This is a genomic window from Natronomonas aquatica (assembly GCF_024449025.1).
In the GTDB taxonomy this organism is placed as follows: Archaea; Halobacteriota; Halobacteria; order Halobacteriales; family Haloarculaceae; genus Natronomonas; species Natronomonas aquatica.
Window position 1 is genome coordinate 175,957 of the sequence record NZ_JAHLKM010000002.1, and the last position, 23,243, is coordinate 199,199.

Here is a 23,243-nt window from a genome sequence, read left to right on the forward strand (position 1 = left end):
GATACCAACGGTGTTCCGGAGGCATCGATCGGCGCGACACTGTCGTTTCCGGAGACACACTCGGTCCGACGGCGTCGCTATCGAAACGACGAAACAAACGGGAAACGTTACTCGCCCTGCTTGGACTGCCAGGCGTAGTCGCGCCGCTTTGCGGTCTTGCCGAACCCACAGGACGCACAGACCTTCTTTCGGCTGTGATACGATTTCTCGCCGCAGCGTCGACACTTGACGTGCGTCGTTTTGTTCTTCTTCCCTTGGCTCGGAGTCCCGGAACCGGTCATGGTTGTATCGAGACGACGTTATCGCCGCGGATAATCGTTACGTTGTCGTCCTCGCCCAACACGAGGTTCATATGCTGGTCGTACCCCGAGAGGGTACCCTCGTACGTCTTCCCGTCCTTGAGCGTGACCTGGACTTCCGCACCGAGCGTTTCCTCGAGTACATCGAGCGGACGGCTAGTCATACAGGGACGGCACGCGGGGACGGCATAAACGCACCGGCATCTGTCCGCAGTCCGCGCCGCGTGATCGGTCCGAAACGCGCTATAGATCGACCCCAAAGGGGGCGAACTCCTCGAGGCGGGCGGCGAAAGCCGACAGGAGTTCGGCGGCCGCCTCGAGGTCCTGGAGGTCGACCACCTCGACGGGCGTGTGCATGTACCGGTTCGGGATGCCGAGGTTGAGCGACGGGATCCCGCCGGCGGAGGTATAGAAGGCGTCAGCGTCGGTGCCGGTCCGGCTGCCCGCCGCCGCGAGCTGGAGGTCGGTCCCGGTGTCCTCGCCGACGGAGCGGACGGCCTCGACGAGCGCCGGATGGTTGACGCTGCCGCGGGCGACGACCGGCCCGCCGCCGAGATCGACGTCGCTTCCCTTATCGCCGGGCGATTCGGGCCCGTCGGTCGCGTGAGTGACGTCGACGGCGACGACCGCGTCCGGATCGAGATCGAAGCCGACCATCTGTGCGCCCTTGAATCCGACCTCCTCTTGAACCGTCGAGACGGCGTATACCGTCGCCTCCGGGTCGGCCTCGACCGCACGCCGGAACGTCTCGGCTGCCGTCCAGACCCCGACGCGGTTGTCCATTCCCCGGGCAGCGACCCGGTCGCCCGCCAGCTCGCTCACGCGGGTCCTCAGCGTGATCGGATCGCCAACGTCGACGCGCTTTTCGGCCGCCTCGCCGTCCTCGGCACCGATGTCGACGTGCTGTTCTGCGATCTCGTCGTATTCGTCGGCGGCGGAATCGCGGAGGTGGATCGCCACCTGCCCGATGACGCCGTCGACCGGCCCCTCGTCGGTATGAACCGTGACGTGCTGGCCGCGGGTGACCGTCCGGTCCGAGCCGCCGATGCGTGTCAGTTTCAGGAAGCCGTCGTCGGTGACATCCCGGATCATCAGCCCGATCTCGTCGCCGTGGCCGGCGACGGCGATGCTCGGCGCGTCGTCGTCTCCTGCCGACACTGCGACGGCGTTGCCGTAGGCGTCGACGTGGGTCTCGTCGGCGTGGGCTTCGACGTACTCGAGCCAGCGTCGCTGGCCGGCTGTCTCGAACCCGGAAGGGGTCGACTGCGAGAGCAGATCGTCGAGAAAGGCCCGACGTTCGGTGTCCATATGCCTTTCGCGGGCGGCCGGCCATATGAACGTCCCGACCAATCGCGCTTTTTCCCCGGTGCGTATAAGTTCGCTCCCGGCGAAACCTCAGTATGGTCGAACTCACGTTTCTGGAGGTCCACTTCGAGGACGCGGACCTGACGGCGAACGCCCCGTACAGCTCCGGCGACGCGGACGGTGTCCCGGACCAGAACCCCCGCTCGCCAAAGGGGACGGTTCTCGCGTTGCTCGTCGGATTGGCCTTCTCGATCGCCGTCGCGTATCTCGTCCGAAAGAAGGTCTTCGGCGGCGAGAACCGAAACGGGAACGGGGACGGGGACGGATCCGGATCCGCTCCCGAAGCGTAATCGCTCCCGGCTTCGTGCCGACGGTCCGATCGACCGACGCCGTCCGGACACGATTCCCGGAAGAGCTATGACCGACGATCGGCTAGCTCGGTTGTGAATCTCTTTCGTGCCGCACTCGCCGTCGCCGACTCGGAGGGTGACGCCCCCGTCGACTGGACCGCCGTCGGTAGCGCCGCCTGCGCCGCGACCGACCCCGGCGATCTGACGCTCTCGGCGGCCGATCGGGACGCCTACGCCGACGACGTCGCCGACGCACGCGACGGGATCCGGGCGGCGGCCGGCGTCGATTTCGAGTTGCCGGAGACCGTCCAGATCCAGCACCGCCACCACTGGATCGACGCGAACGTCGATACGTTCCGGCGACTGCTGGCGCCTCTCGAAGGACAGGGAATGTTAGTCCCGTCGATCGCCCGCACCGCGAACACCGGTTCGATGGCGGTCACGCTCGGCTTTCTTGCCAACAACGTCCTCGGTCAGTACGATCCGCTGCTGTTGGGCGACGGCGATCACGGCCTGTACTTCGTGCATCCGAACATCGTCTCGATCGCCGAGGCGCTCGACGTCGGGTTGCCCCGGTTCCGGCGCTGGATCGCCTTCCACGAGGTCGCCCACGCCGCCGAGTTCGGGACGGCGCCGTGGCTCTCGACGCACCTCGAGAGCCACATGGAAGAGACGGTCGCCGAACTGGCCGCCGGCCGCTTCGACCGGAGCGCGCTCGCGGAACTCAACGCGACGATGACGGCCGTCGAGGGGTACGCGGAACTGGTCATGGACCGGGCTTTCGACCGCGAATACGCTGATTTGCGTACGAAACTCGACGACAGACGGCGGAACGTCGGACCCGTCTCGCGGCTCGTCCGGCGGCTGCTCGGTTTCGGTATGAAGCGCCGACAGTACGAACGTGGGAAGGCGTTCTTCGATGCTGTCGCGGACGCACGCGGGGTCTCCGGCGCCGCCGCCGTCTGGGAGGCTCCCGAGAACCTCCCGAGCGACGAGGAACTCGACGATCCCGAAAAGTGGCTCGCCCGGGTCGCCTGATACTGTCGGCTATCGGGGTTTCGAGATATCCGCGCCGCGCGCGGTCTCCCTCCGAACGTATCGCCGACGATGCACGTACCGCGATCGGACGCGATCTTCGCTGTACCGGATGGCGATACGGGCGTGACGGGATTCGAACCCGCGCTCTAGAGGTTAGGAACCTCTCGCCTTGATCCGCTAGGCCACACGCCCACGAACCACAACTACCCGTGGCGGACGGGCCACCGATCGGTCCGAAAAGCGCCACACTGACCGCGCAGCTCGGCTATGGGGATTCCCAGCCTCAGGTATTCGACGTCTCCTCGGCCTCCGTCTCGGCGTCGTCGATCTCGAGGTCTCCGCCGTCTTCGGGTTCCGTTTCGGCGTCGGATACGTCCGTTTCCGTTTTCGTTTCCGTCTCCGCTTCCGCTTCCGTCGCCGGTTCGGTCGCCGCATCGTCGGTCTCGACCGTCGGCTCGCTGCCCATCTCTTCGTCGGCCGGCTCGCCATCGCGCATCTCCTGGAGCTCCTGTTCGACCTCCTCGCGGCCCTTCTGGAACTCGCCCATCGCCTCGCCGGTCGAGCGAGCGAGCTTCGGGATCTTGTTCGCGCCGAAAAGCAAAACGGCGATCAACAGGATGACGAGCAGCTCCGGTCCGCCGGGGATACCGAACTGCAGTGGGGGTAATACCATCGCTACCGGACCTAACCAACTGTCGATTATAGGCTTTTTCCTCGCCGTCGAAACGAACGACGCGGTCGGTACCGGCGGCCCGCTCTAAGCGCCGGTCTGTTCGGCGTCCGGATCCGGCTCGCGGTCGGCCTCGTCGTCGGTCTGTGGTTCCGTACCCGTACTTTGGGTCGTGGTGTCGGGTTCGATGTCCGCGGTCGGGTCGACCCCCTTCTGGATCTCCTCGAGTTCCTCCTCGACCTGCTGGCGGCCCTTTTTGAACTCTCCCGTCGCCGATCCCATCGATCGGGCGAGCTTCGGGAGCTTGCTCGCGCCGAAAAGCAGGATCAAAACCCCGGCGATCAACAGCAGTTCGGGTGGCCCGAGCCCACCGATGAACAGTAACGTTGTCATACGTCGTCGTTCGTGCGGGTACTTGTATGCTTTTCGTCCCTGTCGAACCGGGCGATATCGACCTCGAGCTGTCGCGGGCGGATCCGGGTCACGATACCGAACCGAAAAGGACAGGTGGGGGGCAGGCGATCACCCGGTATGGTATCAGAAGGCGACACGGCCCCCGAGTTCACGGCACCGATGCGGACACCGGACGGCGACATCACCGAATTCACGCTGTCGTCGGCGCTCGAGGACGGCCCCGTCGTTTTGGCCACCTTCCCGGGCGCGTTCACGAGCGTCTGTACCGGCGAGATGCGGACGTTCCGCGATCGGCTCGACGTGATCGACGACGCCGGGGCGTCGCTGTACGGGGTCAGTATCGACTCCCCGTTCTCGCTCGGCGAGTTCGCCGAACAGAACGACCTCAATTTCCCGCTCGTCAGCGATACGAACAAGGAGGTCATCGACGCCTACGACGTCGTCATGGACTTCGATGACCTCGGGATCTCCGGCGTCGCCAAACGCGCCGTTTTCGTCGTCGACGAGGACGGAACGGTCACCTATGCGTGGGTCTCGGACGATCCCGGCGTCGAACCCGATTACGACGAGGTCGAAACGGCGGCAGCCGACGCGGCCTGAGCCAAGCTCGGTCGATCCCTGTCGGATACTTTTTTCCCGGTCACGCCCACGATACGGGTATGAGTGACCGCACTGACCCCGAGACTGACCTGCGATACGACCCCGACGCCGACCACGCGTTCCCGGACGGACCCGTCAACGAGGTTCTAGAGTCGGTTCGGACCGACGAGGTCATCCACGCCTATCTCGAAGCCCAGAACGTCAATCCGGTCACGCGGATGGGGTACAACGATCACGGCGCCAAACACGTCGAAATCGTTCGCGCGGCCGGGCTCCGGCTGTACGATCTCCTGAAAGCGGGTGGCGTTGAGTTCAACGGGGCCTCGGACCAAGGGCTCGAGGAGGCTGACGAGGCGGTGATCATCGCGCTGGCCGCGACGCTTCACGACATCGGTCACGTGGTCCACCGACACGACCACTCCCACTATTCGATCCCGCTCGCGGCCGATGTTCTCGACCGACTCCTCGGCGAACTCGACCGATACGGACCCGCCGATGCCGTCCGACTCAAGGGTGAGGTTCTGCACGCGATCCTCTGTCATCACAGCAGCGAGACACCCCTGACGGGGGAGGCTGGCGTCGTCCGCGTCGCCGACGCGCTCGATATGGAACGCGGCCGGTCGCGGATCCCTTACGAGAAGGGCCGTCGGGGGATCAACACGCTGTCGAGCCAGGCGATCCGGCAGGTATCGCTTCGTCCCGGCGATCGGACGGCCGCGATGGTCGAAATCGAGATGACCGACGCGGTCGGCGTATACCAGGTTGACGAACTCTTAAAACACAAACTGAACGACTCGGGATTAGAGGACCATGTCAGGATCGTCGCGATCAACACTCACGCCGACACCGAAGGGTTGGTCGAGCGGATAGAGATGTAACTCCCGGTCGAATCCTGTTTTCGCCGGAAATCCAAGTTATTCGAACCCGGTCCCCGAAACGCTGATCCCGTCTTCGTCGACGTCAGCTTCGCAGTCGAACACCGCACGGATCGTGTTGTGGGCTTTCTCTTCGTGCATCGTCGGATCCAAAGCGAAGGTACCGAACATGCCACCCGACCGGATGCGGGCAGTAAAGACGTGCAGAAACCGGAACATCGTTCGCAGTTCGGTATACATTAGCGCGGTCGAAACCGACGCGAACCCGACCCGAGCGCGGACCGATTCGTCGTCCATGTCCCGATCGAACAGTTTTGCGAACTCGAGGCTGATCCCGGTCAGGTCTCCCGGAGAACTCAGGGTTCGGACCGGAACGTCTTCAATCTCGCTGTCGGCGTTGGTACAGTCGATAATACCGATCTGTTCGCGGTCAGCTCCGCGCCGTTCGAGTTCCTTGAGGACGGTTGCGGCGCCGGTGTTCGTAGTGATGACCACCGACCGTTCGTCAGCCTTCGGCGTGACTGCATCGAGCAACCGCTGATTGGTCTCGGTCGAAGTACCGCTCATCAACAGACTCACACCGTCGTCGAACGACGTCACGTCGCCGAAGGAATCGACCCGGTAACTCACTCGAAATCACCCGGTAGATCGTCGCTGTCTTCGCCTCCCTCGATATCGCGTACCATCGCGACGAAATCGTCGTCGTCCATTCCGGGGAGCGTCGTGTCGAGTTCACCCCTGAGCTCATCGATACGGTGCTGGAGTTCACGGAACTCCTCGTTTTCTTCGAGTTCCTCTTTCGGCTTCGAGGACCGCAGTGCGGCCTGCTTCGAGGAAAGCGCGTACAGTTCCTGTTCGATGTCGTCGAACTGCGATCTGGATAGCAACCGCTGTATCGTCTCGAGGAGCTCTTCGCGCTCGACGGGTTTCGTCAGGTAATCGTCGAAACCCATCGTGATCACGTCGAAGTCGGGTTCGACGGCCGTCACCATCGCGACCTTACAGTCCGGGATCCGCCGTCGGATCTCCTCTAGCACCTCGTCACCGCTCATTCCGGGCATGAGCCGGTCGAGCAATACGACGTCGATACCCTCGTCGAGCTGCTCGAGTGCTTCCTCGCCGCCGTCGGCCGTCAACACCCGGTAGTCGTCCTCCAGCCACCGAACGTACAGCTCGATGAGGGCGCGCTCGTCTTCGACGACGAGAACTGTCGGTTGATCATCTCCATCGGCCATTCTATGCTCACCGTTTTGTGGGTCTCTCTGATATGTATTCCGGGAAACTCTCGTCCCGAGTGGCTGGATTGAGGGCAGACGGCCTCCACAACGACGGCGATTCAGTTTACCCGTACTCTCGGAAACCTCCAACCGTCGGCGTGAGAGACGCTTCTATGCCCAGGCTTCCGGGTATCGAGCCGCCCGAACAAATCGTCTGTCACGTCGATATGGACTGTTTCTATGCAGCCTGTGAACGGCTCCGCGAGCCCGATCTGGAAGGCGAACTGCTCGCCGTGGGGATGAGATACGAGCCGGGAGAGACACACGGCGCGGTGGCCACGGCGAGTTACGAGGCTCGCGAGTGCGGCGTCGAGTCCGCAATAACGATCTCGACCTAAAGCGCCTCCCGTGGCGGAGCGAGGCCGACGATCCGACGGGTACCGGGTTCTACCGTCCGGCCGACCTGGAGTCCTATGAGTCAGTCAGCGATGACGTACGGTCGGTCCTCGACAGCGTCGCGGAGACCGTTCGAACCGTTTCGATAGACGAAGCGTACCTCGATCTCGACGGCGTCACCTGGGACGACGCCGCGGCGTTCGGACGGTCGCCAAAACGCGATATCGAGGCCGCGACCGGCGTTCGCGCCTCCGTTGCGCCCCCGGCATGACGACCGCAAAGCTCGCCTCGGACGCCGAGAAACCGGACGGGCTGGTCGTCCTCGGACCCGCCGAGGTCCCGTCGTTTCTCGCACCGATGGCGATCGAATCGCTGCACGGCGTCGGTCCGGTGACGGCGAGAAAACTCCAAAGGATTGGGTTCGAAACCGCCAGCGAGATCGCCGCCGCGGACGTTTCGGTCCTCGTCGACGCCCTCGGCGAGCGTAGGCGGGTGCTTTAGACCCAAGCGCGTGGCGAAGACGATCGAACGGTCGAACCGAAGGGACAACCGAAGAGCCTCTCGGCCGAGTCGGCCTTCGTGGACCCGACGGCCGATCGTGAGCGAAAACGCGAGACGATAGAGACGCTCGCATCGGGGGTAACCGGCCGGGCATCCGAGAAGAACGCCCTGTACAAGACTATCGGCGTCAAGATAGTCCGGCCGCCGTTCGAGGTCCCCACCCGATCCCGGTCGCTTCCCGGTCCGGTCGAGGATCCGGAGTTGGTCGGGACGGTCGCCGCCGAGCTCCTCGCCGAGTTCGACGGGCGCGGGCAGGCGACGATCGGGGAGTGGAACCACGACGAGGACGGACAGACACCGGAGCCTTTCTGCACGGGGCCGTCCGACGAGACGCAGGGGAAACGACAGACCAAACTCGCGCGGTTCGAGTGAGCCTCCCGAAGGGGCGCGAGTACAGGCTTTTCTCTGTTCGCCACCGAGCGGACGTATGAACCGTCTCGCTCCTGGTCCCGGTGGTGACCGAACGTGGTTGCTCCCCGGACACGCCCACGTCGTCGTCCACGGGACGGATGACGGGAGGGAGTTCGTCACCGTCTACGATTGTGGAGCCGCACAGAAGCCGCCGTCCGCTCAGCTTATCGGAGACTCCGTCCGCGTCGAGGCCGATCACGAACTCGTCTCCCAGCCGACGGGCTACATCGCGAAGCTCCGGGAACCGTCGGTGCTCGAACGGCGGGGCGAACGCCGCTGGCTCGTCCGACCGGACGGTAGTAACGGTTGGCGGTAGGTACAAACCAGTCGCTACAGTAGCTCGAACAGGCGGAGCATGCCCCCGAGACCGGTGTCGGCGCTCCGCACAACCGCCACGACCGACGACCGGCCCGATTCAGGTCATGGGGTGTCTGGTCGTGGTCTCATATATAAATCTCCGGAACGGACGGCCGCTCTAAGACAGGACGTCCGACGCCCGTCTGACGGAGAACTATGTGGGCCGGGCGTCTGTCCTCCGGTGATGGGCGAGGAAACGATCACGGTCGGCGAGGTGAGCGCGGGCGAGAACGCGGGCGCCGCGATCGAACTTCCGGTCGTCGACGTGCTCACGGGGCGGGGGTTCGTCACCGGCAAGAGCGGTAGCGGGAAATCGAACTCCGCGAGCGTCGTCTGTGAGAAACTGCTCGACGACAGTTACGGCATTCTGATCGTCGACATCGACGGGGAGTATTACGGCCTCAAAGAGGAGTACGAGATCCTCCACGTCGGCGCCGACGAGGAGTGTGACCTCCGTGTCGGGGTCGAACACGCCGAAAAGATCGCCGAACTCGCCTTAGAAGGGAACGTTCCGATCATCCTCGACGTGTCGTCGTTCCTCGACGAATCGAAGGCCCGTGAACTTCTGACCGAGGTGACGAAACAGCTTTTCGCCAAGGAGAAGAAGCTGAAACAGCCGTTCTTGATGCTCGTCGAGGAGGTCCACGAGTACATCCCCGAGGGCGGTGGCATCGACGAGTGCGGTCGAATGTTGATCAAGGTCTCGAAGCGCGGCCGGAAACACGGCCTCGGGATCGTCGGTATCAGCCAGCGCCCGGCGGACGTAAAGAAGGACTTCATAACCCAGTGTGACTGGCTCGTCTGGCACCGGCTGACGTGGAACAACGACACGAAGGTCGTCGGCCGGATCCTCGGCAACGACTACGCCGACGCCATCGAGGATATGGGCGACGGCGAGGGCTTTCTGATGACCGACTACGACGAGTCGATCCGCCGCATCCAGTTCGAACGCAAACGGACCTTCGACGCCGGCGCGACGCCCGGCCTGGAGGACTTCGAACGGCCGGAACTGAAAAGCGTCAGCGGCGAACTCGTCGACGAACTCCAGGAGATCACCGACGAACGGAACCGACGGGAGAACCGGATCGAGGAACTCGAACGGGAACTACAGCGGCGGGACGAGCGGATCCGGGACCTCGAACGACAGCTCTCGGAGGCCAGGGACCTCAAACAGATGGCGGATCGGTTCTCGCGGGCGATGATGGAGCAAGCGACCGGCCGACCGCTGTCGGCCGCCCCCGGACGCCAGAGCGAACTCGACGAGACGGCCGCCGGCCCGGTCCGGCGCGACCCCGAACTTGAGTCCGAACTCGAGGCGGTCCGGAACGGCGAATCGGAGCCGACGCCCCCGCCGATCCCGGACGCAAAAGCGGAGTGGGAGGCCGACGACGATCCGACAACCGAACGGGATCCCGCGGATGGGGAGACGGCCGCCGAAGCTCCGGAGCGAGCCGATAGTTCCGATCCTTCCGATCGGACCGGGTCCTCGGATAGCACGGCGTCGGACCCCGGAGCGCCGACGATCAGCGGGGAACCGATGAGCGAAGCGGCCGACACCGGCGGGTCGGATACCGACGCCGATCGGATCGCCTCGCGGCTCCGCCGGGAGATCGACCGTCTCGACGAACGCGCCGTCGGGATGCTCCGGCAGTACCGGAGGTACGGTCCGGCGACGCCACAGGAGATCCACGCCGCGGCCGGCGGATCCGGTGATCGCGGACCCGCGTACGCGACGAACAGAGCCCTCCGCCAGCGCGGGCTGATCGCCCACGTCGGTTGCGGGCAGTACGATTACGCGCTGGCGGAACTCGTCCGCGAGGAACTGTCCGACCCTCTTCACCCCGAAATCTCGCCCGACGACGACGCCGTCGCCGACCTCGTATCGGCCGTCGAGACGGCGCTCGATGACGAATCCGGCGACGGCGGTGCCGAAACGACGGGTTCGGCCGCGCGTTCGGAGGTCGGATCGGACGCCGCCGAACCGTGGCCGACGCTATAGCGGTTCGACGAGCGCTTCGAGGGCGGCCCGCGGGTCGTCAGCCTTGGCGACCCCCGAGGCGAGCAACACGCCTTCGGCGCCGAGCTCTGCCGCCGCGAGGAGGTCCTCGCCGGTCGAGATCCCTGCCCCACAGAGGACCGGGACCTCGTCTCCGGCTGCCGCGACTGAATCGGTGACGATTTCCGGGTCGGCCTTCGAGACGGGCGTTCCGGTCCCGATCAGTTCGGGCGGTTCGACGGCTACGGCGTCCGGCTCCAGCCGTGCCGCCGCGGCGATCTGTCGCGGATTGTTCGCACAGACGACCGTCTCCAGGCCGGCCCGCTCCGCCGCGCGGATCCCGGCATCGATGTCGGCCAGCCGGCGGCGCCGCTCGGAGTGGTTGAGCAGCGTCCCCGTCGCGCCCGCGTCCGCGACCGCCTCCGCGAGCGTCGATCCGGTGTGTGAGCCGGATCCGACCCCGGAGACGTGCTGGGCCCACGTTTCGACGCCGGTTTCGGCGACCCGCCCGATCGCCGCCGTCTGGGGTGCCACCGCGACCCGGACGCCCGTCTCGTCGGCGACATCGGCCGCCGCCGCCGCGATCTCGACCGGGTCACACGCGTACGCCTTGAGGTTGAGTAGAACGAACATACCGATCGGCCGGCGCCCACCGAAAAATAGCTGTCCATCACGATGCGAAGCGGTGTCGATCCAAACCCTGCTTCGGGAGGTTCTTACCCGGACCGATCGATGTACCCGGTATGGAGCCGGTCGTGAGACGTCGGACCGTACTCGCGGGTCTCGGTGTCGCCCTCGCCGGCTGTGGGACCGACGACGGCGAATCCGGTCGGACGCCGACCCCGGACGAAGAGCGTGAACCGCTGTCGGGATCGTGGCCGATGTTCGCCCACGACGCGGCGAACACCGGCTACGCGCCGACGATCGACGGACCCTACACCGAGATCGGTCGGGAATGGACCTTCGAGACAGGCGACGCCGTCACCGCCAGTCCCGCGATCGAGGGTAACACCCTCTACGTCGGGTCTATCGACGGAACCGTGTACGCTTTGGATCCGTACGTCGGCGCCGAACTCTGGTCGTTCGAGACGGAGGGCCCGGTGGCCACCACCCCCGCAGTCGTCGACGGGACGGTCTACGTCGGGTCCGGCGACGGCCGTCTGTACGCGCTGAGTGCCGACGACGGAACCGAGCAGTGGCGCTTCGATACCGACGGCCGGATCGACGCGAGCCCGACTGTCGACGAGGGGACGGTCTACCTCGGCTCGGTTAGCAGTGCCGTCATCGCCGTCGACAGCGAGAGCGGCGATCGTCAGTGGCGTTTCGGAACCGGCGCCTCGGTTCTCGGCGCCCCGGCAGCCGTCGACGGGACGGTGTACGCCGGCTCCGGCGATCAGCGCGTCTACGCGATCGACGCGGCCGACGGCGTCGAACGCTGGTCGTTCGGGACCCGTGGAAGCGTCGCCGGCAGCCCGACCGTCACGGACGGAACGGTGTACGTCGGGTCCCGCGACGGCAACGTCTACGCGCTCGACGCCGGGGAGGGGAGCCGACGCTGGACCTTCGAGATCGGTAGCCCGATCCAGCCGAGCCCGACGGTGGCCGGCGGGCGGCTCTTCGTCGGTTCGAACGACGGGTATCTCTATACTTTCGCCCTCGACGGCGACGATCCGGACGGGCTGTGGCGGTTCCGAACCGGCGGGTCGATCACCGGAAGCGCCGCGGTGACCGACACCCACGTCTTCGTGGGATCGACGTCCGGCAACCTCTTTGCGATCCTGCCGGACGGCGGGGACAGCGTCTGGCGGTTCGAAGTCGAATCGGAGATCCAGGAGGGGCCCGCGGTCGCCGACGAGTGGCTCTACTTCGGGACGACGGACGGGATCGTCCACGCGATCCGATCCGGGTCAACGGCCGGATGAGATCCCGTCGGTCCGCCGGAGCGCCGCCGATCGGTGACGAACGGTCAGCCGCGATCTCCTTCCCCTGCTTCCGGATCACTCCCCGACCGCTATCTCGAGATCGGGGGACGTCCAGGCTACCGTGTCATCCTCGCTGTCGTGCAGCCGAAACGCCACCCCTCCGGTTCCGGCGGCGTCGCCGGTGAACGTTACGTGCGCCCCCTCGACCGTGATCGAGGTCAGCTCGTCGGCCGTCCCAGCCGTCGTGCGGACCGACTGATGATACGACTCGGCCGGGCCGACGGGGAGTTCCCGTTCGTTTCGGTCCACGAACCGGGTGCGTACCCGGCGCGTTCCACCGAGGGGGATCCTCAGAGGCTGGTGGTGCCAATGAGAGAGGTCCTCGCCGTGCCAGTGTACGTTCGCCACGCGTTGCTCGCCGGCGGCGAAGCCCTCGAAGGGATCGACGTCCGGTTCGACGAGTTCGATCGGAAACGCCTCCGAGAGCGCCGTCCCGTCGAGTCTGAGGGCAGGATCCACGTCGTCGTCGGCCGCCGTGTCGGAGCCGCCGTCATCGTTGTGATCGTGATTATGATCGTGTTCATGGCTATCCTCGCCGCCCTCGCTTTCGTTCCCGCCCAGACATCCGGCGATACCGGCGCCGAGGCCGGAGGCTGCCGCCCCGATCACCCGCCGTCGCTTCAGAAACCGTCCCATACATCGCAACGGCTCCCCACCGATACTTGCTATTTTGGTGTGATCCTCGAATATCGATCCGAAACCGGTACACAGTGGTCCGATCTCCACATCCGAATCCGTGCCGTTCGCCGAAACCGAACGAACGTATCCGAACTCAGACCGCCGTGGCTACCCGGCGGTCGTCTGTCGGTTCCCGTCCGACAGCGCGACGTACCGTTTTATACCTCTTGCGAGAGGATAGGTCCCATGGACTTACAGATCGACGGCAACGCGGCGCTGGTAACGGCATCCAGTAGCGGTCTGGGGAAGGCCTCGGCGAAGGCGCTCGCCCGCGAAGGGGTGGACGTACTCGTCAACGGCCGCGACGAGGAACGCCTGGCGGCGGCGGTCGCGGAGATCGAGTCCGTCGCAAGCGCCGACGTCGTCGGTCAAACGGCCGACATCACACAAAAGGACGACATCGAGGGGCTGATCGGTCGGGCCGTCGACGAGTTCGGCCGGCTGGATCACCTCGTCACGAGCGCGGGCGGGCCGACGCCGTTTCGGCCCCTGGAGGCCGACGACGAGGAGTGGTACTACGCCTACGACCTGCTCGTAATGAGCGTCGTCCGGGCCGTCCGGGCGGCCGCGCCGCACCTCCGTGCGGACGGGGGCGGGACGATCGTCAACATCACGTCTCAGACGGTCAAGGAGGCCTCCGCGTCGAACGTCCTCTCGAGTTCGGTCCGGCTGGGCGTCATCGGCTTCGAGAAGACCCTCTCGAAGGATCTGGCGCCGGAGGTGCGGACCAACGCTGTCCTTCCGGGCGCCCACGAGACGCCACGGATCGAGGACATAATCGAACACGGCGACGCCGAGAGCTACGAGGCCGGACTCGAGGAATGGACCGAGGACATCCCGGTCGACCGCGTCGGCGATCCGATGGAACTCGGGGACCTGGTGGCGTATCTCTCCTCCCCGCGGTCGGGCTTCGTCAACGGTCAGGCGGTGGCGATCGACGGGGGCTCGGGCGCCTCGACGCTCTGAGGGCGACCCGGCGGTTCGGTCGTCGCCGTGTCCGGCGGCTGTCGGATCGCTTTGGCCGACATGATCCGGGCTCAGCCGCGGAGTTGTGCGTCGCTGTCGGCCCCGGCACGAAACACGGATCCGCGGTACCGATACACCCCACCCCCAACTCTTTTTTCATACTCCACCGTACGGCTTCGAATGCGTATCTCGGAAGTCGAGATTCACGAGTTCGACTACAGGGTAGAACGGACCGGGACCGTCGGCGGCAACTGGGTGTACGACCCCGACTCGACGGCCGAACCGCCCGGGTTCGTCCTGACGATCCGCACCGCCGATGGGACCGAAGGCTACTACCGGGGCTTTGCGTTCACGCCGCCGAGTATCGCACAGGTGAAAATGGTCGCCGAGGAACATCTCCTGGGGCGGGACCCGCTGGAACGGCGGGGGATCTGGCAGGACTGCTGGCGTGCGTTGCGCCATACCGACCACTTCGGCCTCGGCGCTATCGACGTCGCGCTCTGGGATCTCGCGGGACGGTACTACGACGAGAGCGTCTCCACCCTGCTCGGGGGCTATCGCGACTCGCTGCCGACCTACGCTTCGACGACGTTCGTGGACGATGCTGGCGGGCTGGACGGCCCCGAGGCCTTCGCCGACTACGCCGAGGACTGTCTCGACCGCGGCTACGACGGCTTCAAGTTCCACGCCCACCCCGAGGTTCGCCCGGACGTGGACGTGGCCATCTGTGAGGCACTCGACGACCGCGTCGGCGACGAGATGGCGCTCATGATCGACAGTTCGAGTCTCTATCGCACCCACGCCGACGCGCTCCGGGTCGGACGGGTGGTCGATGACCTCGATTTCTTCTGGTACGAGGACCCGATGCACGACGGCGGGGTGAGCGAGCAGGCGACGAAGAAACTCGTCGCCGAACTCGATACGCCGATGCTCGGGCTCGAACACGTCCGTACCGGCCCCTACGGCACCGTCGATAGCCTCGCGAACGGGTCCACCGACCTCGTCCGCGCCAGCGCACACCTGGATGGGGGGATCACGGGCGCGCTCAAAACAGCCGAGGCCGCCGAGGCGTTCGGCTGTGACGTGGAACTCCTGCTCGGCGGCCCCTCCCACATCCATCTCATGAGCGCGCTCCGTAACTCCAATTTCTTCGAACACGGCCTGTTGCACCCCGAGGGGACGTGGATCCTGAATCAGGGGTTCGAAGGGGAACCGGAATCGATCGACGAGGACGGCCGGATGCCCGTTCCCGACGGGCCGGGGTTGGGTGTCGACATCGACTGGTCGTTCGTCGAGCGCCGCCGCACCGGCCACACACTCTTCGAGTAGCCCGACGGCGGAGCGGCGTTTTTGAATCTGGTGACGCGCTGTTATCGCCGCCGGACGTTCGGAACAGGCGTTGACTCCCATCGTCCGAGAAGCGTCTATGCTTACGTAGGGTCCGCAAAAGATTTATTACCAGTATGGGGACGGAGGGATTTGAACCCCCGATCTACTGATATCTCCGGTGTGCGCCTCGGTTCTCCAGAGGGTCGTCAACGCGGACACGGTGATCAGCCGGCCGCTCGGTATATCAGTCTGGAGTCTCGTCACCGGGCGCGTGGCCTCTGGAGTCAGCCGCCATGCCTGGCTTGGCCACGTCCCCGCACCGCGTACTATCTCCGGTCTCGGTAAAGGGGTTTCGGTTCGATCGATACCGTCGGATCAGCGGTCGGTTTCGCTCCAATCGCAGTCTTGACATTTGTACCCGGTGACGAACTCGGTGACGCTCGGCATGTAGCCGACCGAGAGCACGCTGCCGCCACACTCGGGGCACTCGCGGTCGGTGTCCTCGATCGGTTCGGCGTCCATGATACCCTCGCCCTCGATGAGTTCGGCGAGCTTTCCGGGAGTTACCATGCGTCCTTCGACGACGCGGTTGTCGGCCATACCCGATAACGGACGGCGAGACTCGTAAGCCTGACCGTTGCGGCTACCGTATCGTTCAAAGCCACGGTGCCCGGTCGCCGTCGGAGACTCCCGGCGAACCGCCCTCGGTGTCCTCGTCTTTGGTCTCCACGTCGTCCTCGAAGTCGACCTCGCCGTCCGGGCCGCCGTCGGCCGCTGCTGGCGGCGCCGGTTCGGGAACGTCGATGGCACCCTCGGGGTTGAACGCCAACAGCCCGGTGATCCCGAGCACGACCAGCGCCAGTGGCTCCTCGCCCGTGATCGGGCCGATCTCGAGGATCGTCAGCGGCAACACGCCGAGTGCGACCGCGCTGCCGAAGCGGAACCGGTCGATGTCGACGTTACCCCGGAGCCACGGGCCCAACAGCGCCACGGCGAGGGCGAACCCGACGCCGATCAGGGCGGCGCCGGTCCCGTAGGCCACGTACACCGGCTCCGAGATGAAGGCGAACTCGAAGCCGTTCGGACGGAAACTCGCGACCAGCCCGAGCCCGATGATGACGCTCGGCTGTGGGAGGTACTCCCCGACGGTGGCGCTTGCGGTCTTTGCGGCGACTGCGAGGATGACGAGTGCGGCGAAGCGTTCGAAGATCGCCATCGCGAGCAGCGACTGAATGGTGGGGGCGATCGCGGCCTGCAGCGCCGCCAGCGGGACCACGAACGCCCCGACGAGCAGGACGTTCCGGGCGCGTTCGCGGCGGCTCCCGTCCATCTCGGCGAGGACGACGGCGAGCGTGGCGCTCCCGCCGAAGATGAGCAGCCCAACCTCGATCATACCGAGCAGCGAGGAGACGGCCCCCGCGAGGACCAGCGCCGCGAAGATGCCGTCCAAAAGCGGCAGGGCCATCACCGTCGCGAGCAGGCGGGTGCCTTCACCGACGCGTCGCTCGAGGCGGAGCGCGACCGGATGTCGGGACGTGCTCATGCCTCAGGCTGGACGTCCCTCACCGTAGGAGCGGCGGTAACGATGGCGATACCCTCCGGGACGGTCGGCGCCGACGTCGAACCCGAACTCGGATCCGAATCCGAACCGTTTGAGGGTATTCTCCGCTTTGGTCCGCATCGCGAATGTAAATGTAATGCCGGTGTCGAGAGCGTACTCGCCGGCGATGCGCTGTGCGATGGGACTAGCGGAGTCCATATCAGCAGTTACTGTGCCGCTCGATATAAATGTTGTGTGAGGCGTCCCCGCATACGAATGACGAATAGCTAACGAAACCGCATCAGGGTAGACAAACCGGATGTAGTAGATGAGTATATACAGTGTTTGTCTGTTTTGTTTGCCAGTGTACAGGTCTGTCCAACGAGACGGCCGGCGACCGACGGCCACCCACTCGCCCGTCGGGGCCGGCGGAGAATTTCCGTGTTAGCCCGGATCGTGGGGTGCTGCCCCACGGAGGGCGGCTCTCGCAACGTTTTTGCGTCGGGGCACCCCACCGGTTACATGGCGAGCGACGACCCCTTCTCAGAGAAACTTCGTGTACCCGAGGCGCTGACGTTCGACGACGTGTTGCTCCGGCCGAAGGAAAGCCGGGTCGAACCCGACGACGCCGACATGACGACTCGCGTGTCGACGAACGTCACGCTGAACTTGCCGGTGCTGTCGGCGGCGATGGATACGGTCACCGAGGCCGAGTTGGCCATCGAGATGGCCCGCGAGGGTGGACTCGGCGTTCTCCACCGCAATATGACCGTCGAGGAGATGGCAGAACAGATCGAGGAAATAAAACGGGCCGACGAGCTCATCATCCGGGATGTCGTGACTGCCTCGCCGGATCAGACCGTCCGGGAGGTCGACCGGATGATGGAACGGAAGGGCGTTTCCGGGGCCCCCGTCGTCGACGAGGACGACACCGTCCTCGGGATCATCTCGGGAACCGACATCCGGCCGTACCTGGAGGTCGGCGAGTACGACGCGGTCCGGGAAGCGATGACCGACGAGGTCATCACCGCAAGCGAGGACGTCACGCCCCGCGAGGCGCTGGAGCTGATGTACGAACACAAAATCGAGCGCGTTCCGATCGTCGATGACGACGACCGGCTGACCGGCCTCGTGACGATGGCCGGCGTGCTCGCACGCAGAGAGTACGACAACGCCGCCAGGGACGAGGACGGTGCCCTGGTTGCCGCCGTCGCCGTCGGGCCTTTCGAGACCGACCGCGCGCAGGCAGCCGACGAGGCCGGCGTCGACGTCGTCTTCATCGACTGTGCCCACGCCCACAACCTCAACGTCATCGACTCCGCCCGCGAGATCAAAGCGGAGATCGACGCCGACGTCGTCGTCGGCAACGTCGGCACTCGCGAGGCCGCCGAAGCCGTCGTCGACTTCGCCGACGGGATCAAAGTCGGCATCGGCCCGGGATCGATCTGTACGACGCGGATCGTCTCGGGGTCGGGGATGCCCCAGATCACTGCCGTCGCCGAGGTCGCCGACGTCGCCGTCGAACACGACGTGCCCGTCATCGCCGACGGCGGAATCCGCTACTCCGGGGACGCGATCAAAGCGATCGCCGCCGGCGCGGACGCCGTCATGCTCGGGTCGTACTTCGCCGGGACCGACGAGGCCCCGGGACGGATCATCACGATGAACGGCAAACGCTACAAGCAGTACCGCGGCATGGGCTCGGTCGGCGCGATGAACGACGGCGGCGGCGACCGTTACCTGAAAGAGGACGAAGAAGACGAGGAGTTCGTCCCGGAGGGGGTCGAGGCCGCCACGCCGTACAAGGGGCCGCTCTCCTCGGAACTGCACCAACTCGTCGGCGGCATGCAGTCCGGGATGGGCTACGTTGGCGCCGGGACGGTCCCGGAATTCAAAGAGCGAAGCGAGTTCGTTCGGGTTTCCTCGGCCGGCCAGACCGAAAGCCACGCCCACGACGTGGTCATCACCGACGAGGCGCCGAACTACAGCCCGGACGGCTGATCACTGCCGGGTAACGGATCTCCGGGCAGGGGAACGAATTTTAACCGTGTCCCCCGAAAGCGGTCCATGAACGACGACGCGATGGGGCGGTTTCCCGTCCCCGACAGAGAGGAGCTTCCGGACGATATTCGCGAGCGCATCGACGAGGAGCGCGAGCGGGCCGGCTTTACCCCGAACGTCATGTCGGCGTTCGCCTACAAGCCGAGTCACTTCCGGGCCTTCTTTTCGTACCACGACGCACTCATCGAGGACACGGCGCTGGAACGCGAAGAGATCGAGATGCTGGTCGTGACGGTTTCGGGTGTCAACGACTGTCTGTACTGTGTCGTCGCCCACGGCGCCCTGTTGCGGATCTACGCCGACGCGCCCAAGCTCGCCGACCAGCTGGCGACGAACCACCGCACCGCGGATCTGCCCGAACAGCACCGCACGATGCTGGACGTCGCCGTCGAACTCACCGAATCGCCCGGCGAGGTCGACGGGGAGGCGATCGAGCGCCTCCGGTCGGTGGGTTTTTCCACCGAGGAAATCTGGGACATCGCGAGCGTCGTCGCCGTCTTCAACCTCTCGAACCGGATGGCGACGTTCGCCGATATGCGACCCAACGACGAATTCTATACCCTCGGCCGGACAGACACCTCGGGGGACGGCGAATAGCGGGACGGGAGCGGTCTGGCGGCTACCCCTCGAACGCTTCGAGTATCTCGAGTCCTTCCCGGGTCTTCACGAACGACTTCACCGACGACCGGGTCCCACAGTACGGACAGTCGAACTCGGCGTCCGGCCCCGGGAGCGAGTCGGGCGTCGCCTCCCACGTCTCCTCACAGTTCGTACATTCCAGCGGGATCCAGGCTGCGTTCATAATAGCCGATACGGCCTGCTGATTTTTATATTGTTCAGGATGCGCCCGCCGCCCTGTCCGTCCACTTCTCACAGGCGATCTGCGGGGGACAGATCCCGGTAAACGTACTCTGTATCAGGTTCGCCCCCGCGAAGGCGTCGATCAGGAAGAACCACTCGTTGACGAACCACCCGAGGAGGAAGCCGGCCAGTATCACGGCCCCGGCGAACCGCCGAACGAACCTGTCACATTCTTTTGTCATATTGGGTCTATAGTACAATACAATCGGGATGTATAAAAATCTGTCCTCCCGAACCCGAGGCGACGGTTCCGATCGGCGGACGCCCGGAAAAAGTCATGTACTGCTACCCGTATAGTGATCGTATGAGCGAACTCCTGTATCTCCCCGACGCGGACGACGTCACGGCCTTCGAAGCGACCGTCACGGAGGCGACACCGGCGTATATCGTCCTCGACGGGACCTACTTTTATCCGGAGGGCGGCGGCCAGCCCGCCGACCGCGGCCGGATCGCCTGGGACGGCGGCGAGACGGGAGTCTCCGGAGTGCGGAAATCCCACGGCGACGTTCGCCACGAGATCGGGGACGTCTCCGGGACGCTCCCGGAGCCCGGAACGACGGTCGAAGGCGAGATCGACGCCGAACGCCGGCGGAAGCTCACGCGGATGCACACCGCCCAACACGTCGTCTCCCGGGTCGTCCTCAACGAGTACGGCGCGACGACGGCAGGCAATCAGATCTACCCGGATCGTTCGCGCATCGACTTCGAGCCTGCCGACTTCGACGACGCGGACGTCGCGTCGATCGAGCGGCGGAGCAACGAGGCGATCGAACGGGATCTCCCGGTACGAAAGGCAAACCGGGACCGTGAACGCGTCGAACGCGAGGTCGACGAGGGCCGGGCGCTGCTCGATTTGATCCCCGAGTCGGTGGATCCGCTCCGTGTAGTCGAGATCGAGGGCTTCGATATGTGTCCGTGTGGCGGGACACACGTCGACTCGCTCGGCGAGATCGGTCGGCTCGAGATCACGGACGTTGTCTCGAAGGGCGAGGAAACCGAACGGATCGAGTTCGAACTCCACGAAGGGTGAGCCGTCGAGAGTTTCGGGGATCCACCGCGCCCGCAGCCGATCGATTTCGGGGGCCTACGACCGGCGGGTGTCCGTTCGTCCCTCCGTGTTCGTGGTTTCGTCCTCGTCTCCGGCTTCCTCGGCGTCCGACCCTTCCTCACTTCCCGTCGACAGTCTCTTCGCCACTGGCGGTCTCTTCGCCGCTGACGGTCTCTTTGACCGTCTCTTCGACCTTCTCGTCGACGGTACGCTCGACGGTTTCTTCGACTTTCTCCCCGACCGCCTCCTCGACGGTTTCCTGGACGGTTTCCTCGACGGTTTCTTCGACCTTCTGACCGACCGTCTCCTCGACCGTTCCGGTGACTTCCTCGCTGACCGTCTCGCCCATCTCGGTAGCCACACCGTCGACCTCTTTGCTTACGGTGTCTTCGACCGTCTTTTCGACCTGTGCCTCGACCTGTTTGCTCACGGTGTCGCCGACCGTCTCGTCGACAGTCCGTTCGACCTGTTTGCTCACGGTGTCGCCGACCGTCTCGTCGACAGTCCGTTCGACCTCCCTGCTTACGGTCTCCTCGACCGCCTCCTCGACCTGCTCTGCGACTTCCCTCGTCATCCAGTCGGGATCGTACCGCGACATCTTCCAGACGACGTGGATGGCATACGAGGCCAACACGCCCAGGCCGAACGCGATCCCGACAGTGGTTCCGACGAGGAAGATAACGGCGATGGCGATGAAGATCATCACCCCGTAAGTGATATCCACGATGGCGTCGATACGCCCCGGCTTCATCGTCCTGTCCTCTCAGTTTCGGTTCCGGTCCCGGTTCCGGCCTCGGTCCCGGCTTCAGTCCCCCGCGGCGATCGGTCGATCGGAGACATACACGAACGCTCGACCTCCAGACACGAATATCCGTCTATCCCGCCGGGGCGCTGGCCGGCCGTCTTGCCGTCGCGGTCCCGTCTGAGACCGAAAAACGCCGGGTTCATACCGCCGGAGACGCTACGAATCGGTAGATGCGCGTCGAGACGCTGGGTGACGGAACGCCGGAGGTCGCAATCGTCGGCGCTATCCACGGGGACGAACCCTGTGGAGCGGTCGCGGTCGAAGCGCTTCTGGCGGCCGACCTCGACGTCGAACGCCCGGTCAAACTCATCGTGGCGAACGAACGAGCCATCGATAGGGAGGTCAGATACGTTGAGGAGGACCTCAACCGGGCCTTCCCGGGGTCGCCGGACGCCGGGACTCACGAGGGACGGCTGGCCCACGAACTGCTCGCGGAGATCCGGGGCTGTGAGACCCTCTCGTTGCACTCGACACAGTCACATCCGGAGCCGTTCGCGCTGGTGGAGGAACTCGACGGCTACGGCAGGTCGATCTGTCCGTACCTGTCGATCGGAGCGCTCGTCGAGACGGCGGGATACAGCGGCGGGCGGCTCATCTCGTATCCGGGCGTGATCGAACTCGAGTGTGGCCGTCAGGGTTCGGCGGCCGCCGCCGAAAACGCCGAAGGGCTCGCCCGGGAGTTTCTCGTCGCGGTCGGCGTCCTCTCCGGCGAGACGGAACCGCCGCACCAGCGCCCGCTCTCGGTGTTCCGGCTCGACCAGCAGATCCCGAAACCGAAGGCCGAACGGTACGAGGTCTTCGTCGAGAACTTCCAGCGTGTACCGGAAGGCGAACGGTTCGCCGCGGCGGACGGCGACCCTCTCTTCGCCGAGTACCCCTTCTATCCGATTTTGCTCTCGGCGTACGGGTACCGGAACGTCTTCGGCTACGCCGGCAGTCTCGTCGGCCGACTCGACGGCGAGGCGCCGTCGCGCTCGGGGGCCGACGGCTCGATCCGTCCCAACCGCGGACGCAGGTAGGTCACTCCTGCTCCGGCGCGAACTCGACGAGCGTCAGCTCCCGATCGAGCATACAGTGGTCGTGTGGCGGGTCCCCGACGACCTCCGCGATCTGGTACTCCTCGTCGAACTCTGCACCCTCGGGCTCGCAGAACTCGTGGCTCGGACACTCCGTGTACGGACACGGTCCCTCGAGTGAGGCCTTGCTGCCGGCGTATGCGGTGTTGGAAGCCACGTTGGCGAGCATCGGCGCCGGCTCTACCTCGACGGCCGTCACGCCGCCGGCGTGGACGGCACACTCGAGCGTTCCCGAGTCCCGGACCGAGGTCACACGGTACCGGCGTCCGACGGTCAGATTCAGACACTGCTCGCGGTACGGACACCCATCACAGGCGGCTGACTCACCGCCGTAGACGAACTCGGTCCCCACCTCCGCGAGCGTCTCGCCGATGAGCGTGACCTTCGACATACCGTGTTTTCGACCGG

General features: G+C 65.3%; 29 protein-coding genes, 2 tRNA genes and 2 pseudogenes. 14 read left to right on the forward strand and 19 right to left on the reverse strand.

The genetic code is table 11. The annotated features are described in order from the left end of the window. Positions 1–107: 107 nt before the first annotated feature. The 3 genes from KM295_RS02810 to KM295_RS02820 all read right to left on the reverse strand — a co-directional run bounded on the left by KM295_RS02810 (position 108) and on the right by KM295_RS02820 (position 1,607). Complete coding sequence (locus KM295_RS02810; protein WP_256028345.1) at positions 108–281, reverse strand: 50S ribosomal protein L37e; 174 nt, start codon at positions 279–281, stop codon at positions 108–110. After that, a complete protein-coding gene (locus tag KM295_RS02815) occupies positions 278–463 on the reverse strand; it encodes an LSM domain-containing protein (protein ID WP_256028346.1) in 186 nt (61 codons plus the stop codon). The genes KM295_RS02810 and KM295_RS02815 overlap by 4 nt, the downstream gene beginning before the upstream one ends. Positions 464–542: 79 nt before the next feature. Beyond that, complete coding sequence (locus KM295_RS02820; RefSeq protein WP_256028347.1) at positions 543–1,607, reverse strand: M20/M25/M40 family metallo-hydrolase; 1,065 nt, start codon at positions 1,605–1,607, stop codon at positions 543–545. Positions 1,608–1,699: 92 nt separating this feature from the next. On the opposite strand from KM295_RS02820, the gene KM295_RS02825 reads away from it, so the two are divergent. Both KM295_RS02825 and KM295_RS02830 read left to right on the forward strand, forming a co-directional pair. Next, entirely contained in the window at positions 1,700–1,954 is a 255-nt protein-coding gene (locus KM295_RS02825) for a hypothetical protein (protein WP_256028348.1), read from the forward strand. A 93-nt stretch (positions 1,955–2,047) separates the two neighbouring features. Further along, positions 2,048–2,992 carry a zinc-dependent metalloprotease gene (locus tag KM295_RS02830; protein WP_256028349.1) on the forward strand — a complete coding sequence of 315 codons (945 nt, stop codon included), beginning with the start codon at positions 2,048–2,050 and terminating at the stop codon, positions 2,990–2,992. Between the two features lie 118 nt (positions 2,993–3,110). On the opposite strand, the gene KM295_RS02835 is transcribed toward KM295_RS02830, so the two are convergent. The 3 genes and pseudogenes from KM295_RS02835 to KM295_RS02845 all read right to left on the reverse strand — a co-directional run bounded on the left by KM295_RS02835 (position 3,111) and on the right by KM295_RS02845 (position 4,055). Further along, a tRNA-Arg gene (locus tag KM295_RS02835) sits at positions 3,111–3,184 on the reverse strand. Between the two features lie 181 nt (positions 3,185–3,365). Beyond that, positions 3,366–3,665 (reverse strand): annotated as a pseudogene (gene tatA, locus KM295_RS16975) (twin-arginine translocase TatA/TatE family subunit); the annotation flags it as partial. Between the two features lie 84 nt (positions 3,666–3,749). Next, positions 3,750–4,055 (reverse strand): Sec-independent protein translocase subunit TatA/TatB, encoded by a 306-nt coding sequence (locus tag KM295_RS02845; RefSeq protein ID WP_256028351.1) that lies wholly within the window; start codon positions 4,053–4,055, stop codon positions 3,750–3,752. 138 nt (positions 4,056–4,193) lie between these two features. Between KM295_RS02845 and KM295_RS02850 the strand changes: the two genes are divergently transcribed. Next, on the forward strand, positions 4,194–4,676 hold the full coding sequence (locus KM295_RS02850; protein WP_256028352.1) for a redoxin domain-containing protein: 483 nt from the start codon (positions 4,194–4,196) through the stop codon (positions 4,674–4,676). Between the two features lie 59 nt (positions 4,677–4,735). After that, positions 4,736–5,554 carry an HD domain-containing protein gene (locus KM295_RS02855; RefSeq protein WP_256028353.1) on the forward strand — a complete coding sequence of 273 codons (819 nt, stop codon included), beginning with the start codon at positions 4,736–4,738 and terminating at the stop codon, positions 5,552–5,554. 36 nt (positions 5,555–5,590) lie between these two features. Here the strand turns inward: KM295_RS02855 and KM295_RS02860 are convergent, their stop codons facing one another. Both KM295_RS02860 and KM295_RS02865 read right to left on the reverse strand, forming a co-directional pair. After that, the gene (locus tag KM295_RS02860; protein WP_256028354.1) at positions 5,591–6,181 is read right to left on the reverse strand and encodes a DUF7504 family protein; all 591 of its coding nucleotides are present in this window, start codon (positions 6,179–6,181) and stop codon (positions 5,591–5,593) included. Beyond that, the gene (locus KM295_RS02865; protein ID WP_256028355.1) at positions 6,178–6,786 is read right to left on the reverse strand and encodes a HalX domain-containing protein; all 609 of its coding nucleotides are present in this window, start codon (positions 6,784–6,786) and stop codon (positions 6,178–6,180) included. The genes KM295_RS02860 and KM295_RS02865 overlap by 4 nt, the downstream gene beginning before the upstream one ends. Positions 6,787–6,941: 155 nt before the next feature. On the opposite strand from KM295_RS02865, the pseudogene KM295_RS16980 reads away from it, so the two are divergent. The 3 genes and pseudogenes from KM295_RS16980 (at position 6,942) to KM295_RS02895 (ending at position 10,492) form a co-directional block, all read left to right on the forward strand. Continuing rightward, positions 6,942–8,097 (forward strand): annotated as a pseudogene (locus KM295_RS16980) (DNA polymerase Y family protein). Between the two features lie 55 nt (positions 8,098–8,152). Beyond that, positions 8,153–8,452, forward strand: coding sequence for a hypothetical protein (locus KM295_RS02890; RefSeq protein ID WP_256028360.1), 300 nt, complete (start codon positions 8,153–8,155; stop codon positions 8,450–8,452). A 225-nt stretch (positions 8,453–8,677) separates the two neighbouring features. Further along, entirely contained in the window at positions 8,678–10,492 is a 1,815-nt protein-coding gene (locus KM295_RS02895; protein WP_256028361.1) for a helicase HerA domain-containing protein, read from the forward strand. On the opposite strand, the gene tpiA is transcribed toward KM295_RS02895, so the two are convergent. Next, positions 10,487–11,122 (reverse strand): triose-phosphate isomerase, encoded by a 636-nt coding sequence (tpiA, locus tag KM295_RS02900; protein ID WP_256028362.1) that lies wholly within the window; start codon positions 11,120–11,122, stop codon positions 10,487–10,489. The two genes, KM295_RS02895 and tpiA, sit on opposite strands and share 6 nt — an antisense overlap. 110 nt (positions 11,123–11,232) lie before the next feature. On the opposite strand from tpiA, the gene KM295_RS02905 reads away from it, so the two are divergent. Further along, the gene (locus KM295_RS02905) at positions 11,233–12,411 is read left to right on the forward strand and encodes an outer membrane protein assembly factor BamB family protein (RefSeq protein WP_256028363.1); all 1,179 of its coding nucleotides are present in this window, start codon (positions 11,233–11,235) and stop codon (positions 12,409–12,411) included. A 75-nt stretch (positions 12,412–12,486) separates the two neighbouring features. On the opposite strand, the gene KM295_RS02910 is transcribed toward KM295_RS02905, so the two are convergent. Next, on the reverse strand, positions 12,487–13,107 hold the full coding sequence (locus tag KM295_RS02910; protein ID WP_256028364.1) for a hypothetical protein: 621 nt from the start codon (positions 13,105–13,107) through the stop codon (positions 12,487–12,489). Between the two features lie 228 nt (positions 13,108–13,335). On the opposite strand from KM295_RS02910, the gene KM295_RS02915 reads away from it, so the two are divergent. Together KM295_RS02915 and KM295_RS02920 are read left to right on the forward strand one after the other, a co-directional pair. After that, the gene (locus KM295_RS02915; protein WP_256028365.1) at positions 13,336–14,115 is read left to right on the forward strand and encodes an SDR family oxidoreductase; all 780 of its coding nucleotides are present in this window, start codon (positions 13,336–13,338) and stop codon (positions 14,113–14,115) included. A gap of 180 nt (positions 14,116–14,295) precedes the next feature. Further along, the gene (locus KM295_RS02920) at positions 14,296–15,444 is read left to right on the forward strand and encodes an enolase C-terminal domain-like protein (protein ID WP_256028366.1); all 1,149 of its coding nucleotides are present in this window, start codon (positions 14,296–14,298) and stop codon (positions 15,442–15,444) included. Between the two features lie 135 nt (positions 15,445–15,579). Here the strand turns inward: KM295_RS02920 and KM295_RS02925 are convergent. From KM295_RS02925 to KM295_RS02940, 4 genes are all read right to left on the reverse strand, one after another. Beyond that, a tRNA-Trp gene (locus KM295_RS02925) sits at positions 15,580–15,760 on the reverse strand. Positions 15,761–15,819: 59 nt separating this feature from the next. Continuing rightward, complete coding sequence (locus tag KM295_RS02930; protein WP_256028367.1) at positions 15,820–16,044, reverse strand: DUF5795 family protein; 225 nt, start codon at positions 16,042–16,044, stop codon at positions 15,820–15,822. A gap of 55 nt (positions 16,045–16,099) precedes the next feature. Continuing rightward, on the reverse strand, positions 16,100–16,987 hold the full coding sequence (locus KM295_RS02935) for a DUF5794 domain-containing protein (RefSeq protein ID WP_256028368.1): 888 nt from the start codon (positions 16,985–16,987) through the stop codon (positions 16,100–16,102). Between the two features lie 3 nt (positions 16,988–16,990). Next, positions 16,991–17,203, reverse strand: a complete 213-nt coding sequence (locus KM295_RS02940; protein ID WP_256028369.1) for a DUF8099 family protein — start codon at positions 17,201–17,203, stop codon at positions 16,991–16,993. 303 nt (positions 17,204–17,506) lie between these two features. On the opposite strand from KM295_RS02940, the gene guaB reads away from it, so the two are divergent. Further along, a complete protein-coding gene (gene guaB / locus KM295_RS02945; protein WP_256028370.1) occupies positions 17,507–18,985 on the forward strand; it encodes an IMP dehydrogenase in 1,479 nt (492 codons plus the stop codon). Between the two features lie 66 nt (positions 18,986–19,051). Beyond that, positions 19,052–19,642, forward strand: coding sequence for a peroxidase-related enzyme (locus tag KM295_RS02950; RefSeq protein ID WP_256028371.1), 591 nt, complete (start codon positions 19,052–19,054; stop codon positions 19,640–19,642). A 22-nt stretch (positions 19,643–19,664) separates the two neighbouring features. Here KM295_RS02950 and KM295_RS02955 read toward each other — a convergent pair whose 3' ends face one another. Both KM295_RS02955 and KM295_RS02960 read right to left on the reverse strand, forming a co-directional pair. Next, positions 19,665–19,847: a DUF7836 family putative zinc-binding protein gene (locus tag KM295_RS02955; protein ID WP_256028372.1), complete on the reverse strand. Its 183-nt coding sequence runs from the start codon at positions 19,845–19,847 to the stop codon at positions 19,665–19,667. A 34-nt stretch (positions 19,848–19,881) separates the two neighbouring features. Beyond that, positions 19,882–20,088: a YgaP family membrane protein gene (locus KM295_RS02960; protein WP_256028373.1), complete on the reverse strand. Its 207-nt coding sequence runs from the start codon at positions 20,086–20,088 to the stop codon at positions 19,882–19,884. A 122-nt stretch (positions 20,089–20,210) separates the two neighbouring features. Here KM295_RS02960 and KM295_RS02965 point away from each other — a divergent pair, with 122 nt between their 5' ends. After that, on the forward strand, positions 20,211–20,936 hold the full coding sequence (locus tag KM295_RS02965; RefSeq protein WP_256028374.1) for an alanyl-tRNA editing protein: 726 nt from the start codon (positions 20,211–20,213) through the stop codon (positions 20,934–20,936). Between the two features lie 136 nt (positions 20,937–21,072). Here KM295_RS02965 and KM295_RS02970 read toward each other — a convergent pair whose 3' ends face one another. Both KM295_RS02970 and KM295_RS02975 read right to left on the reverse strand, forming a co-directional pair. Continuing rightward, positions 21,073–21,705 (reverse strand): hypothetical protein, encoded by a 633-nt coding sequence (locus tag KM295_RS02970; RefSeq protein WP_256028375.1) that lies wholly within the window; start codon positions 21,703–21,705, stop codon positions 21,073–21,075. Further along, positions 21,702–21,902, reverse strand: coding sequence for a hypothetical protein (locus KM295_RS02975; RefSeq protein ID WP_256028376.1), 201 nt, complete (start codon positions 21,900–21,902; stop codon positions 21,702–21,704). The genes KM295_RS02970 and KM295_RS02975 overlap by 4 nt, the downstream gene beginning before the upstream one ends. A 27-nt stretch (positions 21,903–21,929) precedes the next feature. Here KM295_RS02975 and KM295_RS02980 point away from each other — a divergent pair, with 27 nt between their 5' ends. Then, complete coding sequence (locus tag KM295_RS02980; protein ID WP_256028377.1) at positions 21,930–22,778, forward strand: M14 family metallopeptidase; 849 nt, start codon at positions 21,930–21,932, stop codon at positions 22,776–22,778. A gap of 1 nt (position 22,779) precedes the next feature. On the opposite strand, the gene KM295_RS02985 is transcribed toward KM295_RS02980, so the two are convergent. Beyond that, positions 22,780–23,226, reverse strand: coding sequence for a UPF0179 family protein (locus KM295_RS02985; RefSeq protein ID WP_256028378.1), 447 nt, complete (start codon positions 23,224–23,226; stop codon positions 22,780–22,782). Positions 23,227–23,243: the final 17 nt, after the last annotated feature.

Coding starts and splice junctions, on each gene's coding strand:
- KM295_RS02920 (WP_256028366.1), top strand. CDS start 14,296: ATGCGTATCTCGGAAGTCGAGATTCACGAGTTCGACTACAGGGTAGAA.
- KM295_RS02905 (WP_256028363.1), top strand. CDS start 11,233: ATGGAGCCGGTCGTGAGACGTCGGACCGTACTCGCGGGTCTCGGTGTC.
- guaB (WP_256028370.1), top strand. CDS start 17,507: ATGGCGAGCGACGACCCCTTCTCAGAGAAACTTCGTGTACCCGAGGCG.
- KM295_RS02820 (WP_256028347.1), bottom strand. CDS start 1,607: ATGGACACCGAACGTCGGGCCTTTCTCGACGATCTGCTCTCGCAGTCG.
- KM295_RS02855 (WP_256028353.1), top strand. CDS start 4,736: ATGAGTGACCGCACTGACCCCGAGACTGACCTGCGATACGACCCCGAC.
- KM295_RS02980 (WP_256028377.1), top strand. CDS start 21,930: ATGCGCGTCGAGACGCTGGGTGACGGAACGCCGGAGGTCGCAATCGTC.
- KM295_RS02850 (WP_256028352.1), top strand. CDS start 4,194: ATGGTATCAGAAGGCGACACGGCCCCCGAGTTCACGGCACCGATGCGG.
- KM295_RS02865 (WP_256028355.1), bottom strand. CDS start 6,786: ATGGCCGATGGAGATGATCAACCGACAGTTCTCGTCGTCGAAGACGAG.
- KM295_RS02910 (WP_256028364.1), bottom strand. CDS start 13,107: ATGGGACGGTTTCTGAAGCGACGGCGGGTGATCGGGGCGGCAGCCTCC.
- KM295_RS02965 (WP_256028374.1), top strand. CDS start 20,211: ATGAGCGAACTCCTGTATCTCCCCGACGCGGACGACGTCACGGCCTTC.
- KM295_RS02950 (WP_256028371.1), top strand. CDS start 19,052: ATGAACGACGACGCGATGGGGCGGTTTCCCGTCCCCGACAGAGAGGAG.
- KM295_RS02955 (WP_256028372.1), bottom strand. CDS start 19,847: ATGAACGCAGCCTGGATCCCGCTGGAATGTACGAACTGTGAGGAGACG.
- KM295_RS02845 (WP_256028351.1), bottom strand. CDS start 4,055: ATGACAACGTTACTGTTCATCGGTGGGCTCGGGCCACCCGAACTGCTG.
- KM295_RS02930 (WP_256028367.1), bottom strand. CDS start 16,044: ATGGCCGACAACCGCGTCGTCGAAGGACGCATGGTAACTCCCGGAAAG.
- tpiA (WP_256028362.1), bottom strand. CDS start 11,122: ATGTTCGTTCTACTCAACCTCAAGGCGTACGCGTGTGACCCGGTCGAG.
- KM295_RS02960 (WP_256028373.1), bottom strand. CDS start 20,088: ATGACAAAAGAATGTGACAGGTTCGTTCGGCGGTTCGCCGGGGCCGTG.
- KM295_RS02940 (WP_256028369.1), bottom strand. CDS start 17,203: ATGGACTCCGCTAGTCCCATCGCACAGCGCATCGCCGGCGAGTACGCT.
- KM295_RS02915 (WP_256028365.1), top strand. CDS start 13,336: ATGGACTTACAGATCGACGGCAACGCGGCGCTGGTAACGGCATCCAGT.
- KM295_RS02985 (WP_256028378.1), bottom strand. CDS start 23,226: ATGTCGAAGGTCACGCTCATCGGCGAGACGCTCGCGGAGGTGGGGACC.
- KM295_RS02895 (WP_256028361.1), top strand. CDS start 8,678: ATGGGCGAGGAAACGATCACGGTCGGCGAGGTGAGCGCGGGCGAGAAC.
- KM295_RS02810 (WP_256028345.1), bottom strand. CDS start 281: ATGACCGGTTCCGGGACTCCGAGCCAAGGGAAGAAGAACAAAACGACG.
- KM295_RS02975 (WP_256028376.1), bottom strand. CDS start 21,902: ATGAACCCGGCGTTTTTCGGTCTCAGACGGGACCGCGACGGCAAGACG.
- KM295_RS02935 (WP_256028368.1), bottom strand. CDS start 16,987: ATGAGCACGTCCCGACATCCGGTCGCGCTCCGCCTCGAGCGACGCGTC.
- KM295_RS02815 (WP_256028346.1), bottom strand. CDS start 463: ATGACTAGCCGTCCGCTCGATGTACTCGAGGAAACGCTCGGTGCGGAA.
- KM295_RS02825 (WP_256028348.1), top strand. CDS start 1,700: ATGGTCGAACTCACGTTTCTGGAGGTCCACTTCGAGGACGCGGACCTG.
- KM295_RS02890 (WP_256028360.1), top strand. CDS start 8,153: ATGAACCGTCTCGCTCCTGGTCCCGGTGGTGACCGAACGTGGTTGCTC.
- KM295_RS02970 (WP_256028375.1), bottom strand. CDS start 21,705: ATGAAGCCGGGGCGTATCGACGCCATCGTGGATATCACTTACGGGGTG.